Genomic DNA, 14,762 nt, shown 5'->3' with positions numbered 1-14,762 from the left:
TTTTGGTAATTTTGTATCCACGAAGCAATCATTACCACATTATAATATATAATATCACTCCCCTTATATGAAATTTGACGAGCTTGATCTGAGCTACGATATACTTGACGCACTCGATGCAATGCGTTTCGACGAGTGCACCCCAATCCAGGAACAGGCTATCCCCGTGATCCTTAAAGGCCGCGACCTAATAGCCGTAGCCCAGACCGGCACCGGAAAAACCGCCGCCTATCTGCTCCCCGTCATCGACCGCCTGGCCGACATGCCCGAAGCAAAAGACTATGTAAACTGCATCGTGATGTCGCCCACCCGCGAACTCGCCCAGCAGATCGATCGCCAGATGGAAGGCTTCGCCTACTACGTCCCAGTCAACAGCGTGGCCATCTACGGCGGAACCGACGGAGCCGGATTTGCCCAGCAGCAACGCGGACTAAAAATGGGAGCCGATGTGGTGATAGCGACTCCCGGACGCCTCCTCGCCCACCTGCAGATGGGCTATGTAGATCTCTCGCGCGTCTCCTATTTCATCCTCGACGAAGCCGACCGCATGCTCGACATGGGGTTTTATGATGATATCATGCAGATTGTCAAGCATCTGCCAAAAGATCGCCAGACCCTGATGTTTTCCGCAACAATGCCACCGAAAATCCAGCAGCTGGCCAAAGCCATACTCAACGATCCGGCCGAAGTCAAGATAGCTGTCTCCCGCCCGACCGAAAAAATAGACCAGTCGGCATTCGTCTGCCATGAAGGCCAGAAGACAGGCATACTCAAGCACCTCTTCCGCACAGCCCACTCTCAGCGAGTCATCATATTCTCATCCTCGAAAATCAAAGTCAAGGAACTCGCCCGCGAACTGCGCCGCTGCAAGGTAAAAACCGGAGAGATGCACTCGGATCTCGATCAGAATGTCCGCGAAGAAGTGCTGCTTGACTTCAGAGCCGGCAAAATCGATGTGCTTGTAGCCACTGACATCGTAGCGCGAGGCATCGACATCGACGACATCGCAATGGTGGTCAACTACGACGTGCCACGCGAAGCCGAAGACTACGTCCACCGTATCGGCCGTACCGCCCGCGCCAATGCCGACGGAAAAGCCGTCACCCTTGTCTCTGCCAAAGAGCAGTCGAAATTCGGCCAGATAGAAAATTTCCTTGGCTATGAAGTGCGCAAGGAAACAGTGCCGGCCGAACTTGGCGAAGCACCGGAATACACCCCCTCACGCCGTCAGAGCAGCCGTGGAGACCGCCGCAACCGCAAACCATCCCGCTCAGGGGGCAAAGGGCGCAAAGGCAATAACAGCAACAACGACAAGAGTAATAATAACAGCATTAGCAACAGCAACAAACGCAACTCCCGCAAGAACCATCAGAACCACAGCCGGAAGAAAACTTCGGGAGGCGCAAACGGATCAAACAGTTCCAAAAACAGCTCCACGCCGGCCCAAAGCTGAATCAAAACGGCCTCTCAGAGGACATTCACGCGTGATGTCGTTCCGTCGGTCACATTCTATGATACAGCGTAAATCCGCATCCTTCACACTCCACCTCGAAACCGCAAGCCTTGAGCATGGATGCCGAACTCTTGTTTCGTCCTGAGAGAAGGAATATGTAATCATATGCCACGCACAGCTCCAGGAGTATTCCCAGCTCATCTTCTCCATCGAGATAGTGGAAATGATGCAGGTTGTAGGAAGTTGTGTCCTTATAGATATAGTCATAGATATAGCGTTCTGTCCCCACTACGGCATATTGGCCTCCCTTGTCGGCTATCGCCTCGATCCGCGGAGCGATTTCAGTCAGTGTCAATATGTCTGTAAGCTCCGGATCGGCACTCAGCCCGGCAAGATGGCCGAATCCGCCAAGATCCGCAGTAGAAGTCTTAAGATTTTCCCGCTGCACATATAAAGTCATGGCCAGCACTGACACCAGGGCGACCCCAGTATAGGAAATCAACAGACTGTAAAGCCGCTTATCCATCAGCGCACACAGCAGCGGAATGCCCGTGAGCACCATAGGCCTCTCTACAAAACCGTCAGACCCGACTGTGGCAAGCATGACACAGCCTGTAACCACCGTCATACGCGCCACTTCCGGCCGCAGCCTGCTGTCATGAGTGGCATTATAGAGCCACGGCAACACTAAGACCAGTATGTAAAAACTCTGTAGCAACCCGAAAGGATGGATGTCATCTTTGAGATACATCCTCATGAAGTTGAACGACAGAAACGCGCAGACCGCCGAGACCGTCCAGAAACCGGCAAGCCGGCTGCGCTTCATCAAGCCCACCAGACACGCTCCGGCAAAGCACAGTGCCATAGGATAATAGGCCACAAAGACGTTTCGGCTGCATTCCTGCAACCGCCATATCAGATAGCCAGTCTCAAAATGGCGGTTTATGATATTGTCAGGTGACCACGCTCTGACATAAACACTGAAATCGCCTCCGGTCATCAGCAGGATGACACCACATCCAACAGCCGCAAAGACAATGAGCCCCACCGCCGACTGCTTCACGACAGTCACTAAGCGCCTCCTTTCATCTCGGCTGCCCCATATGATCAGCACCAGAATCGCCGGCAGTGCAGCAAGCGTAGACGCCCGGCTCAACACCATCAGCGCCGAGAGCGCACCTACGGCCGCAATCCGCCTTAAACCCGGACGCCCCATATACCACAGCAAGCCTATAGCAAATGCCGTCATGAACGGATAGGCACCCGCATCCCATCCATAGAGAGGCAACGATACGAAACGCGCCGCCACACACAACATCAGAAACAGCAGCGAAGATAAAAGCGGCTGTCCTGTCTTCCTATACAGGAAAAGACAAGACGCCGCTATTGATATCTGATAACAGATGACCATCAGCAACCGCAACTGATAGAGGCCGTCGCCGGCCAGACGCGTCCACAGATTGCCGATGTAAAACGCAAGCATCCCGATCGGCGCATCAGAATAATTTCTGACCGACAGGGCCTGATAAGCTTCATCGGTCCAATAGACATAATCTCCAAGCGCCACATAGGGCAGTACAAGCCCACAAATGACTGACAATAGAGAAATCAGCAACACCCGCTGACGGGTCATCTTGATCTGCATTATTTTTGGAGTCAGAATGACTGAATTTCAGAAACCGCAAAAAGACAGCCTCTTATTTGGCATATTCGATCTTGCCCACGAGTTTGCGCGAGATGCCGGGATTTTCAACCGAACGCACCGACGGCTGGTGCATGTCTTTCGGGAAATAGAGGAAAAAGCGGTCGGCAGGAGCAGGAGAATAGACAATCTCCTCATCGGTAGAATAGTTAGTGCGGTCCTTCACTGGGTCATACTCATTGATCGGGGTCACTTTTCCGGCCAAACCCATCAGTTCGTTGCCCTCATAAATGTACTGCAGGTCGATAAAATTGCGGTGAGACTCGATCTTGGTTTCCTCAGCAGACTTCGGAGTATATTCGAGCACATTGATCCACAGACGGGCCTCCTCAAGCACAATCTTCTTTCCGGCTTCGAGAGTCATCGGATCAGTCTCGGCAAGAAACTTGAAAAGCTTGTCCCATAGAGCCTTGTTGCGGTGATACTGATTGGCGAATTCGAGAGCATCAATGCTCTTGTCAGCATTTACGGACCATCCGTTGGCCCACTCGCGGCTCTCGACCCACTGCTGCGCCTCGGCAGCAGTCATAAGATTTTCATTTGTCATGGTTCTTTAGGTATGATTTTGATTATCTGTATGTGAGTTCTTAGTTACTTATAAACCCTGATTTTTCCTTATGCAAAAGTAGTTATTGCAGCCGACAATTGCAAATAACTCCTCTATCCACAAGCCGGCCACTTGGTGAAGCGACTATTTTTTCGTAATTTTGCCGGAGTCTCCGGATGGAGGCGTTTATCATCATTTTTCAGAACAACTATCTTTTGACCAACCACCTTCTCTGATTTCCATGAAACTTACCTCTGTTTTGCTTGGGCTCTGTATGGCTGCGTCTGTTGCCGTCAATGCCTCTACCCTTTCAAGTTATGCTCATCTCTATGACGGTCTTCCGTTTGACATGCCCGTCATCGACAAACCCGTGTTTCCGGCAAACACCGTAAGCCTCACGGATTTCGGCGCAGTGGCCGATGGCAAAACCCTCAACACCGAGGCCTTTGCCAATGCTATCGACGCTCTTGCAGCCAAAGGTGGCGGTACTCTGAATGTACCTGCCGGAATATGGATGACCGGCCCGATAGCCATGAAGTCAAACATCAACCTGCACCTCGATGGCGGCGCTCTGATACTCTTTTCCCCGGACCCGGACTTGTATCCGGCAATTTATACCGTCTACGAGGGCTATGAAGCCTATCGGGCAATATCTCCGATCTATGGCGAAGATCTCGAAAACGTCGCCATCACAGGCGACGGCGTGATCGACGGCAATGGCGCGGCATGGCGTCAGGTGAAACGTGACCAGATGACACCTCCACAGTGGCGACGCAAGATCAAGTCTGGCGGAATCCTTGTGAACGACAACGTCTGGTATCCCTCGCAGGACTATATCGACGGTGAGAAAATACGCGAATGCGAAGACGGCATAGCCAAACTCAAAGCCATGACCAAAGAGGAGGCCGAGGCCATAAAGCGTTTCATCCGTCCGGTGATGGTAAAGCTCGTCAACTGCAAGAACGTTTATCTCCAGGGAGTGCTGTTTCAGAATTCTCCTGCCTGGAACCTCCACCCGCTGATGTGCGAGAATCTTATAATTGACGGTGTCTACATCAAGAATCCCGAATATGCCCAGAACGGCGACGGGCTTGACGTGGAATCATGCAAAAACGTGATCATCTACCGTTCGACTCTCGATGTGGGTGACGATGCCATCTGCATCAAGTCCGGCAAGGACGAAGACGGACGCCGCCGCGGCATACCGACTGAAAATGTCATTGTCAAGGACTGCCGGGTATTCCAGGGCCACGGCGGATTCGTGGTCGGCAGCGAGATGTCAGGCGGAGTCAACAATGTGGCCGTGTCTGACTGCCAGTTTATAGGCACCGATGTCGGTCTGCGATTCAAGAGCACACGCGGACGCGGCGGTGTGGTCAAAAACATCTTCATTGACAACATCAACATGCTCGACATCGTTGGCGAAGCTCTGCTTTTCGACCTCTACTACTGGGTGAAAAACGCTCCAAAAACCATCCCGCCGGTCGACGAGACTACACCACAGTTCCGCGACATCACCATCACCCGCGTCAGCTCGTTCAACTCCGGAATTCCCGTCAAGTTCAACGGTCTTCCGGAAATGCCTATCGAAAACATCAAGGTCAGCAACTCGATATTCACCGCGCAGAAAAGCGGCCTGCTGTCTGAATCGACAGGAATTGTGTTTGACAACGTAGACATCACCTCGGCTTCTGGCGCTGCCATGACCATCAACAACTGCAGCAACGCCACTCTGACCGACTGTAAGTTCACCTCCCCGGCAGAGGAAAAAATTCTCTACACCGGCAAGAACAAAAACGTAAAAGTGAAGTAAGCCCCCCGTCTGAACAATTCACGCTCCAATACATCAAGGCGGCGCTGATCCATATGATATCAACTGGATCAGCGCCGCCCGGCTTATCTTATCCCGAAACTGCCGGCGCAGTCCGTAAAGCAGTTACTTCTTCGGTGTCCTTTTCGGTTTCTTCGGTTCCGGACGGAGAAGGCGGAGCACCTGAGCCGAGCGAGGCGGCATATAGAGGCGCAGCCATTCACGTCCTGACGGAGCAAACAGCGGATCGGTCTGAGTCAGATGACGGACACTCTCGTCAATATTGCCGTAGCCACCGAAATCGGCACTATCGGTCGACAGCACCACCTCATACTCTCCGGCAGGCGCAAGAACACCGTAGCCGGTGAATGCCTTGACCGGATTGAAGTTGAAGACAAACACAAGATCACCGCGCATATAGGCAAGCACCTGGTCATCGTCCTTCTCCCAGAGTTTGACCACCGGGAGCGACTGGAAATTATAGACTCCGGAGATCAGATGGATCATAGCGTTGTCGAAATTGTTAAGCTGATCATATTTCAGTTCCTTGCGGTCTACGAGATCCCACTGGCGGCGGGCATACTTGTAGCTCCAGCCGTTGCCTTCGCGCGGAAAGTCTATCCATTCCGGATGACCGAACTCATTACCCATGAAGTTAAGGTAACCGCCGTTGATGGTCGAGGCGGTCACAAGGCGAATCATCTTGTGGAGAGCCATGCCGCGGGCCACTGCCATATTGTCGTCATCCTTCATCATGTGCCAGTACATCTCCTTGTCGATCAGGCGGAAAATCACGGTTTTGTCTCCGACAAGAGCCTGGTCGTGGCTCTCTACATAAGAGATTGTCTTTTCATCGGCACGGCGGTTGGTCAGTTCCCAGAATATCGAAGTCGGATGCCAGTCCTCGTCCTTCTTCTCCTTGAGAGTCTTGATCCAGTAATCGGGAATACCCATAGCCATACGGTAGTCAAACCCTATGCCGCCGTCCTTGACAGGCACAGCCAGACCGGGCATACCGCTCATTTCCTCGGCAATCGTTATGGCATGGGGATTTATCTCATGAATCAGCTTGTTGGCAAGAGTCAGATATGTGATGGCATTGGTGTCCTCGCCGCCGTCATAATAGTCGTCATAGCTTCCGAATGCCTGGCCGAGACCGTGGCTGTAATAGAGCATCGAGGTAACCCCGTCAAAGCGGAAACCGTCAAAGCGGAACTCCTGAAGCCAGTATTTGCAGTTTGACAGCAGGAAGTTGATCACATCGTTTTTGCCATAGTCGAAACAAAGCGAATCCCATGCCGGATGCTCGCGGCGGCCATCGCCGTAGAAGTACTGGTCATAGCTGCCGTCAAGGCGTCCGAGGCCTTCCACTTCATTTTTGACTGCGTGAGAGTGGACAATGTCCATAATCACGGCAATGCCGAGTTCATGGGCTCGGTCTATCAGGCTCTTCAGCTCTTCAGGAGTACCGAAACGGCTTGAGGGAGCATAGAAGCTCGACACATGATAGCCGAAAGACCCATAGTAGGGATGCTCCTGTATGGCCATGATCTGGATGGCGTTATATCCGTCGGCCGCAATACGCGGCAGTATCTTGTCGCGGAATTCCACATATGTGCCTATTCCCTCCTTCTCCTGCGCCATGCCGATATGGCATTCATAGATGAGAAGCGGACGGGTGTCGGGGCGGAAGCGCTTCACCTTCCACTTATAGGCCTCAGGAGCCCAGACCTGCGCTGAGAACAGATGGGTTGTCTCGTCCTGCACTACCCTTGTGGCATATGCGGGAATGCGTTCGCCGCTTCCGCCGTCCCAGCTGACGATCATCTTGTAGTAATCGCCGTGACTCATTGCGTCGGGTTTCAGTTTGAGTTCCCACACGCCGTTGGCTTTCGGCTTCAGGGCATATTTCTTCAGTTGTTTCCACTTGGAAAAGTCACCGACAAGAGTGATCCCGGTTGCATTCGGAGCCCATTCGCGGAACACCCAGCTGCCGTCAGCCTGACGATGTAGTCCGAAATAATTGTGGGCGTTGGCAAATGAGTCGAGTTTGCCGTCAGGACCACATAGTTCCTGCTCCTTGCGCAGAGCGTCTTCATGACGGCCTATGATCGCGGCGCTATAGGGCTCAAGCCAGGGATCGTTCTTGATGATGTTGAGAGTCTTTTTTTTCATTGGTAACTGATGATTAGAGGGGAGGCATTTGTGTGTGCCCATAGGGTTAAACCTGAATCCCTGAGTTTTGTTTCCACAAACTTAAGAATAATTTTTCAATCCGCAGGCATATGTATGGCAAAAAGAACGCTCTGGCACTCCAAGAATCCTGCGGGAATCCTAAGCCCGAAAACAGGAAGTCTCAGAGGCTGACTATTCCAAGTCCGAAAACAAACACCGTGGCTATGCAGACGGGCGCGATGTAGCGCAGGCAGAAAACCACAATCCGCGCTCCGAGCAGTCCGCGGCGCGTGCCGTCAGGGCTGAGTTCACGGCGCACCACCGCGCGGTCGAGCACCCACCCGACAAACAGAGAGATCAGCAGACCGCCGAGCGGCAGGAGTATGTTGGACGATACATAGTCAAAAAGATTGAACAGTGTCATGCCGAATATCTTCCACCCGGAAAGCGATCCGAATGACAGCGCGCAGAGCGAACCAAGCACCATTGCGACCGCTATATTGATAACGGTGGCCTTGCGGCGCGACATGCCCAGCTCATCTGTCAGATAGGATATGCAGATTTCGCTCATTGATATTGTCGATGACAGGGATGCCACAAACAGCAGCACAAAGAAGAGCGTGGACCAGAGCATGGTGCCGGGCATCCGGCAGAACACAGACGGCAGGATCTCGAACACCAGACGCGGACCGGCCTCAGGCTGAAGACCGAAAGTGAAGACCGCCGGGAAGATTATCACACCGGCCAGAATGGCCACCAGAGTGTCAAGAGCAGCCATTGTACCCGCCGTGCGCAGCAGAGGTGTCTCCTTTCTGAAATAGCTTGAATACGTGATCAGACAACCGAGACCGAGACTCAGCGAAAAGAATGCCTGCCCCATAGCCTCGATCATAACTGAGGGGGTAACCTGCGAGAAGTCAGGGCTGAAAAGAAATTTCAGACCGTCGGCCGCTCCGGGCATCATCAGCGAGTTGACACAGAACACGGCAAGGATCACAAACAGCAACGGCATCATGATGTTTGACATCCGCTCGATTCCTTTCTGCACTCCGCGGGCAAGAATCAGATAATTGGCCAGCAGAAAAAGCAGAGTGCACACAAGCGGACTCCAGTCAGACGAGGCAAACCGGTCAAACTGCCCGTGCAGCCCCTCGACAGTGTTTATCCCGTCAAAATCAGACAGTGACAGAGCTATGTATTTCATAGTCCATCCGGCCACAACCGAATAGAAACTCAGAATCAGAATCGAAGAGAGCAGCCCCATGTAGCCGACCACTCCCCAGGCCCTTTTCGGAGCAAGCGCCTTGAATGCACCGCGCACATTCAGCCCCGTGTGGCGTCCGATGATAAACTCGGCACAGACCACCGGAATCCCGACCACAAAAACAAAAAACAGATCGATGAGAAGGAATGCTCCTCCGCCATGAACTCCGGCTTCATAAGGGAAACGCCATATATTACCAAGTCCCACAGCCGAACCGACGGTGGTTGCGATCACACCGAGACGCGTTGCGAACTGCGCTCTTTTTTCTGTCATATGTATATTCTGATTGTGTATTTGCAATATTAGAACGTGCAAAGATAAGCAATTTTCGTAAATTTGTGCTCCATTATACATTCATTGACATTACAGCCATGACCGACATCGAATCAATCCGACTTTTCTGCCTTTCACTGCCCCACACAAGCGAAGACATGGCTTTCGGTGAAGACTATCTGCTGTTTCGTGTCTGCGACAGGATCTTCGCCTGCTATGGTTTTGCCCGCGACAACTATTTCACCCTCAAATGTGATCCGGTCTATGCAATTGAACTGCGCGAGCGCTATCCTGAAATCCAGCCTGCCTGGCACTGGAACAAAAAATACTGGAACCAGCTCGATCTCTCCGGCTCGCTAAGCGAGGAAATGGTGAAATCACTGATCATCCACAGCTACTCAGAAGTAATCCGCAAATTCTCACGCCGTTTTCTCAACGCCAACCCTGACATCGCAGCCTTTCTCGATGACCACAATGCCCGCAAAGATCTCTGACCCATTGTTTCAGCCAATCTCCGGCTCTACTACCCCTCCGCCATCAGCTTGTTGAACGAACGGTTGATGAAACTGAGATAGAACGGGCGCACAAACATGCTGTCACCGATCCGCACCGGAAGCGTCATATAGCGGATCATGAATCTGAACAAGCCCGGAAGCCTTGATTTGCGGGCCATCCGGTCAAGCCGCCTCAGTTCCGCTCCCGCAAGAGCCTTGTCGCCTATACACTCCCACACCTGGGCCTTGCCTGCAAACTGCAAGGCATCAAAAAGATACCGGCATTCGCCCCTATAGTCCGACTGCCCGAATCCGTCCACCATATTACCTATGATTTTCAGTCGGCTGACAAAACTCAGCGTCTTGTCTTTCCGATGGATGATTGAATCTGCGTTGTCATTACGGTAGAAATAGACCGGGGTGAAACAGAATGCCACAGACCTGACCTGACGTGCCGCACAGACGCGCCACATGTCGTCCTCATGCAGAAGCCCTTCACAGAAATAAAGATCATTACCTGTTATGAATTCCCGGCGTATCAGTTTGCCACATGCAGTCATCGGAATTTCAGTCAGCAGACTCCGCGAGCACCACGCCCGGTCATCGCTATATTCAGGAAACAGCACTGGCGACACACACAGAAAATCCATGAAACGGGTCGGATTCTTAAGCCACATGTCACCCTGGACAATATCAACACCTGAAAATTTTTCTGCCACAACTGCCATTGCGGCAATCGCACCGGGGAGCAGACGGTCATCACTGTCAAGAAACGAGACATAATCGCCTGAGGCAGCACGTATGCCACTGTTTCGCGCGGCAGAAAGCCCGCGGTTTCTATCATGGCTTATAATACGGAATTCTATCGGCCCGGTATATGCACCTGTCAGACGCTCCACCACAGCCATCGAGCTGTCACTTCCGCAATCGTCCACGACAATGCACTCCAAGGCCCCTCCGAAATTCTGTTCCATCACAGACTTCAGACACTCCTCTATGTATCTCTCCACATTGTAAACCGGAACAATTATAGATATTTTCATCTGATCAGTCATATTGGTCAAGAGATTCTGTCAGAATATACTCTTTTGCAGATGGATTCTTTGAAAAGAACTCTGCGATCTTACATTCCTGTTCGAAATTGAACACTCGTGAAAAACTATCTTTGAGCAATTTAGCAGGCAAACCTCCGATAAGAGTCCGTTCTTGACTTGTGATATTGCTATTCACCAATGAATTTGATGCGACAGTAGTATATGCCGGCAACTCGACACCTTTCATTATTGATGACCGTGAGCCAATCCAACAATGATGCCCTAATACAATTGACGAATTATTTCTTCTGACCTTTCGCTTATCCGTATTATAGGTATAATGGAAGTTCGTATCCATTATCTGGCATTGATGTCCCATTCTTAAATTATGGCCTAAACATATAGACTCCGAACATGAGATCATCACACCATTACTTATGAACGCATTATTGCCAATCCGCAGCACTCCTCCACCCCACAACAGGAGTTTTGAGCCACGTCCAATAAATGCTTGTCCCTCAAAAATAATTTTACCATGCCCCAAAACTATTTCCGTATTCCCCTCCCCAAGTCCGGGAGCTTCCGAAGGCGCATTTATCCTGATCATCCCTCGACTCATTTCTGCTGCCTGACATACAATCTCCATACATCCGATAAATTTTGTAATTTTCAAACCTCCATAAACATATATCGGCAACTTTTTTGCCTGCCGGAAAGGTAAAAAATAAAAATTCACAACCAACGTCCGCCATAGGCTAAGAAATGGGGTTGAGCGCCATTTCATATACCTCGCAGCATACATTTTAAGCCTTATGCCTATTTTTAACCACACAGAACTCATCCGATTCTATCTTTTATTCGAGTAACTAAATATTTCCTATCGCTGTGCGTCAATAATACAACCGTTGACACACCAATCCCGATAGCAGTTGTAAAAACACATCCTGCCAAAATGCCGATCCATGAAACATCAAGGAAAAATATTTTGAACAAAATTGAAGCTGCTGTCACTACGCCTATGTTAATAGCGTTTTTTATAATCACAGGGAAAAAGCACCATTTGCTTAGCCCCAGGCAGACAGCGCCGTATATCGGCAAAAACGTTGTAACCCTAATACTGCCATAAAAAGTTCTGACTGAAGCCAAAACAAACAATTTAGTAATATCGTCAGTGCAAACCAACATAATCAGCAACACTGTAGCAAAAATAGCTATCGAATTAAGAAACAGATTGATTGAAGATTTTTTGACTTTATTTGTAATAGTAAATATCGCCCATAACGGCTCCTGAGGTATCGCGAATATCATACCCAAAGAGCCTAAACATGACAATCTGTATAATAATGCCGCATCCTCAGTCGGTAACCACAGTTTAAAAAACATATCTCCGTAGGCAAAAAGCAGGCTTAACGGTATGCAACTGAAAAAACCGGTCACTCTCACCGCCCGGAGAAGTTCTGCTTTCAGTCCGTTAAAATCTTTAATAGCATAAAGACGTGTGAACTCCGGAGCGAAATTGCCTGACAGCATACTGAAAAAGCCAAGAATCATCATAGGGATAATCTGGGTGATCGACAATATGCCCATCGCATTCGCATTGATGAACAGATTTGCCAAAAGAAGATCAAATCCTCTTGACAGCATCTCGCTCAAACGGGAAATAAGATTCCATGCACCTGCCGCAGTGACCTCCTTTACATACTTGAAATCAAAATATTTCCACTTGACATGCAGCTCCGGTGTCAGCAAACGGTAAAAATAATAATTCGAGCCTATGATATAGACATCCATCACTATCACTGTCAGTCCGATATACCAAAGGTGAGGCACGAAAAGCCCGAATAACAAGAGCATCAATATAACCCTGATGAAACTGCCTACAACATTTCTGATATTAGTGATATCAAGTCGGTTTCTAATAAATGCGCCGACAGAGATAACCCCGGTCATCAGTCCAAGCACAGACGAAACTCCAAGCATCGCAAAAAGAGCCTGAACGTCACCGACAAGCGCTTCCGGAATATTGATCAGCTCCGGCAAAAACGCAGTCACCACAGCCAAAGCCAGAAGTATTATCGCCGAAAGCAGCAGATTGATATAGAAAATTGACGACATGTACTTATTGGCATCCTCCGACTCTCCTTCATGAACCTTAACCGTGATGAAACGTCCGGCCATTGAATTGACAGCTATTGTAAGCAGACTGCTGTAACCTATTATATTATTCGAAAGTCCGATGTAGCCATAGGCATCTGTACCAAGTTTTTCAACTATAAACGGTGTCAAAAAAAATGACACACAGAGATTGAGAGTAAACACACAGACCCCTGACAGCATATTCACCGCCATCTGCCTGCGGGCCGACCGTTCATTTCCTAAACTCTTTACTGCCATTTTGCAACTTCCGGCTATGAATTTTCACCACTTATGACAGCATAGATCTGCTCTATCGACTTGTCAGGGCAGAAAATTTCTGAACGCCGACGGGCCATTGCCTCATAATGACTGCGAAGAGCGCAGTCATCCAACAGAGCCTTTATCTTGAGCGCAATCTCCTTTTCATCCATTGAGGTCAACAAACCGGCATCTTCCGCAAGCAGTTCTGTCGGTCCGGTTATCCGCGTGGCCACAATAGATTTTCCAAGACAGAGAGCCTCGGATACTACTACCGGAAGCCCTTCGGCATCCGATGTGAGCACGAAGATATCGGCATTTTTCACAAGAGGGTATGGATTGGTCTGAAAACCGCAGAAGATAATCCGATCATCGACTTTCAGGTCCTTTGCCAGTCTGCGCAGATCTGCCTCAAGTTCTCCTTCTCCTACAATCCAGGCCTCAACATCAAGTCCGTAATCATGCCACAGCCGGGCAACAACCCTAATCAGTCTGTCCTGACGCTTCTGCGGAGCAAGCCGTCCCACATTGCACAGAACATACTTACGCCTTTTTTCAACCGGACATGATTCAGAACTTTTCCTTATTATATCGTCCTTCTCAATCAGGTTGTATATAACTCTTGCCGGATATTCCCTGGCAAAAAGTTTAAAGAAAGCCTCGCGGGCCTGCTTTGAGACGAAAACAATTTCATCCATCCGGTCATAGGCCTCCGTTTCAGCTGCATCATTCTTAAAAAATCCGGAGGAATAATGATTGGCAAGCATATCTATATGCACCCATGTGACATTCCGGCGCGCCCTTGAACGCAGTTTCGAATGGACAGCCACACTCCAGCCCTCCATAAACGATACTATACAGTCATATTTCCCGCATAGTCCCAAGGCTTTATACAGTTTAAGCCGTGTCCATAGTCCTGAAGGAACCAGCTTTGCCGTCCATCGGTTGAACAGCAGTTTCCATCCGAAAGCCATCTGCGCCGGATCAAACACCTTTATCCTTACGCTCTCCGGTACTGCAGAAAGATAAACTCCATATTTCTGAAACAACAGCAGTGTAACGTCAAAGCGGTCATAATCAATGCGATTCAAAATGTCACACAACACCTTTTCGGCACCTCCGCCGGCAAGAGAATACTGTATTATGAGAAGTTTATTTTTCATGCACGGTCTTTCAGGCTCGGAAAAAATGCTCTTTTCACTGACTCTGGTGAAACTTCCGGACATTCATTAGTCATCCTAAAATTATAGAAGAAAACAGGCAGTCTGGCTATAAGCCGACTGCCTGTTTTCTTTCGGAGCGGCAAACGAGGCTCGAACTCGCGACCCTCAGCTTGGGAAGCTGATGCTCTACCAACTGAGCTACTGCCGCATTACATATCGCGTTTTTACGGATGCAAAAATAAGTGTTTTTTCCGAATCCATGAAATATTCCATCCCTTTTATTGCGCCTTTTCTTTTATTTTCACAATTGCGCAGGTTCAACTGGCAAGTGCAAAATTAGCGATTTGTTTGAAGAACTCGGTTTTCGGGTTTGAAAAACCGAGTTTTTTCCGTGGTCTGAGGTTTAGTTTCTTTGCGACATTCTTGATGTATAGGTCAGTGAAATCATTGAAA

At 49.8% G+C, this 14,762-nt stretch carries 11 protein-coding genes, 1 tRNA gene and 1 pseudogene; 3 read left to right on the top strand and 10 right to left on the bottom strand.

The genetic code is table 11. The features are described 5' to 3' along the window. Positions 1–67: 67 nt before the first annotated feature. Complete coding sequence (locus C5O23_RS10565; protein WP_107032912.1) at positions 68–1,453, top strand: DEAD/DEAH box helicase; 1,386 nt, start codon at positions 68–70, stop codon at positions 1,451–1,453. Between the two features lie 49 nt (positions 1,454–1,502). Here the strand turns inward: C5O23_RS10565 and C5O23_RS10560 are convergent, their stop codons facing one another. Next, positions 1,503–3,098, bottom strand: a complete 1,596-nt coding sequence (locus C5O23_RS10560; protein ID WP_107032911.1) for a glycosyltransferase family 39 protein — start codon at positions 3,096–3,098, stop codon at positions 1,503–1,505. Positions 3,099–3,150: 52 nt separating this feature from the next. Beyond that, complete coding sequence (locus C5O23_RS10555) at positions 3,151–3,702, bottom strand: YhcH/YjgK/YiaL family protein (protein WP_107032910.1); 552 nt, start codon at positions 3,700–3,702, stop codon at positions 3,151–3,153. Positions 3,703–3,943: 241 nt separating this feature from the next. Between C5O23_RS10555 and C5O23_RS10550 the strand changes: the two genes are divergently transcribed. Then, positions 3,944–5,515, top strand: a complete 1,572-nt coding sequence (locus C5O23_RS10550) for a glycoside hydrolase family 28 protein (protein ID WP_107032909.1) — start codon at positions 3,944–3,946, stop codon at positions 5,513–5,515. A 123-nt stretch (positions 5,516–5,638) separates the two neighbouring features. Here C5O23_RS10550 and C5O23_RS10545 read toward each other — a convergent pair whose 3' ends face one another. Beyond that, a complete protein-coding gene (locus tag C5O23_RS10545) occupies positions 5,639–7,687 on the bottom strand; it encodes an alpha amylase C-terminal domain-containing protein (protein WP_107032908.1) in 2,049 nt (682 codons plus the stop codon). 181 nt (positions 7,688–7,868) lie between these two features. Further along, positions 7,869–9,224 (bottom strand): sodium-dependent transporter, encoded by a 1,356-nt coding sequence (locus tag C5O23_RS10540; protein ID WP_107032907.1) that lies wholly within the window; start codon positions 9,222–9,224, stop codon positions 7,869–7,871. Between the two features lie 65 nt (positions 9,225–9,289). Between C5O23_RS10540 and C5O23_RS10535 the strand changes: the two genes are divergently transcribed. Then, entirely contained in the window at positions 9,290–9,718 is a 429-nt protein-coding gene (locus tag C5O23_RS10535) for an MmcQ/YjbR family DNA-binding protein (protein WP_240597792.1), read from the top strand. Positions 9,719–9,747: 29 nt separating this feature from the next. Here the strand turns inward: C5O23_RS10535 and C5O23_RS10530 are convergent, their stop codons facing one another. The 6 genes and pseudogenes from C5O23_RS10530 to C5O23_RS14710 all read right to left on the bottom strand — a co-directional run. Beyond that, complete coding sequence (locus tag C5O23_RS10530; protein ID WP_161553595.1) at positions 9,748–10,761, bottom strand: glycosyltransferase family 2 protein; 1,014 nt, start codon at positions 10,759–10,761, stop codon at positions 9,748–9,750. 4 nt (positions 10,762–10,765) lie between these two features. Further along, positions 10,766–11,536, bottom strand: coding sequence for an acyltransferase (locus tag C5O23_RS10525; RefSeq protein WP_153062496.1), 771 nt, complete (start codon positions 11,534–11,536; stop codon positions 10,766–10,768). A gap of 53 nt (positions 11,537–11,589) precedes the next feature. Further along, positions 11,590–13,146, bottom strand: a complete 1,557-nt coding sequence (locus tag C5O23_RS10520) for a lipopolysaccharide biosynthesis protein (protein WP_107032904.1) — start codon at positions 13,144–13,146, stop codon at positions 11,590–11,592. Positions 13,147–13,160: 14 nt separating this feature from the next. Continuing rightward, positions 13,161–14,309: a glycosyltransferase gene (locus tag C5O23_RS10515; RefSeq protein WP_161553594.1), complete on the bottom strand. Its 1,149-nt coding sequence runs from the start codon at positions 14,307–14,309 to the stop codon at positions 13,161–13,163. A 135-nt stretch (positions 14,310–14,444) separates the two neighbouring features. After that, a tRNA-Gly gene (locus C5O23_RS10510) sits at positions 14,445–14,517 on the bottom strand. 109 nt (positions 14,518–14,626) lie between these two features. Continuing rightward, positions 14,627–14,762 (bottom strand): annotated as a pseudogene (locus C5O23_RS14710) (IS30 family transposase); the annotation flags it as partial.

Source organism: Duncaniella muris, from assembly GCF_003024805.1.
Taxonomy (GTDB): Bacteria; Bacteroidota; Bacteroidia; order Bacteroidales; family Muribaculaceae; genus Duncaniella; species Duncaniella muris.
Note: the sequence above shows the minus strand (reverse complement) of the source record. Positions and strands in the feature narration are given on the sequence as shown.

Coding starts and splice junctions, on each gene's coding strand:
- C5O23_RS10525 (WP_153062496.1), bottom strand. CDS start 11,536: ATGAAATGGCGCTCAACCCCATTTCTTAGCCTATGGCGGACGTTGGTT.
- C5O23_RS10550 (WP_107032909.1), top strand. CDS start 3,944: ATGAAACTTACCTCTGTTTTGCTTGGGCTCTGTATGGCTGCGTCTGTT.
- C5O23_RS10555 (WP_107032910.1), bottom strand. CDS start 3,702: ATGACAAATGAAAATCTTATGACTGCTGCCGAGGCGCAGCAGTGGGTC.
- C5O23_RS10540 (WP_107032907.1), bottom strand. CDS start 9,224: ATGACAGAAAAAAGAGCGCAGTTCGCAACGCGTCTCGGTGTGATCGCA.
- C5O23_RS10520 (WP_107032904.1), bottom strand. CDS start 13,146: ATGGCAGTAAAGAGTTTAGGAAATGAACGGTCGGCCCGCAGGCAGATG.
- C5O23_RS10565 (WP_107032912.1), top strand. CDS start 68: ATGAAATTTGACGAGCTTGATCTGAGCTACGATATACTTGACGCACTC.
- C5O23_RS10545 (WP_107032908.1), bottom strand. CDS start 7,687: ATGAAAAAAAAGACTCTCAACATCATCAAGAACGATCCCTGGCTTGAG.
- C5O23_RS10560 (WP_107032911.1), bottom strand. CDS start 3,098: ATGCAGATCAAGATGACCCGTCAGCGGGTGTTGCTGATTTCTCTATTG.
- C5O23_RS10515 (WP_161553594.1), bottom strand. CDS start 14,309: ATGAAAAATAAACTTCTCATAATACAGTATTCTCTTGCCGGCGGAGGT.
- C5O23_RS10530 (WP_161553595.1), bottom strand. CDS start 10,761: ATGAAAATATCTATAATTGTTCCGGTTTACAATGTGGAGAGATACATA.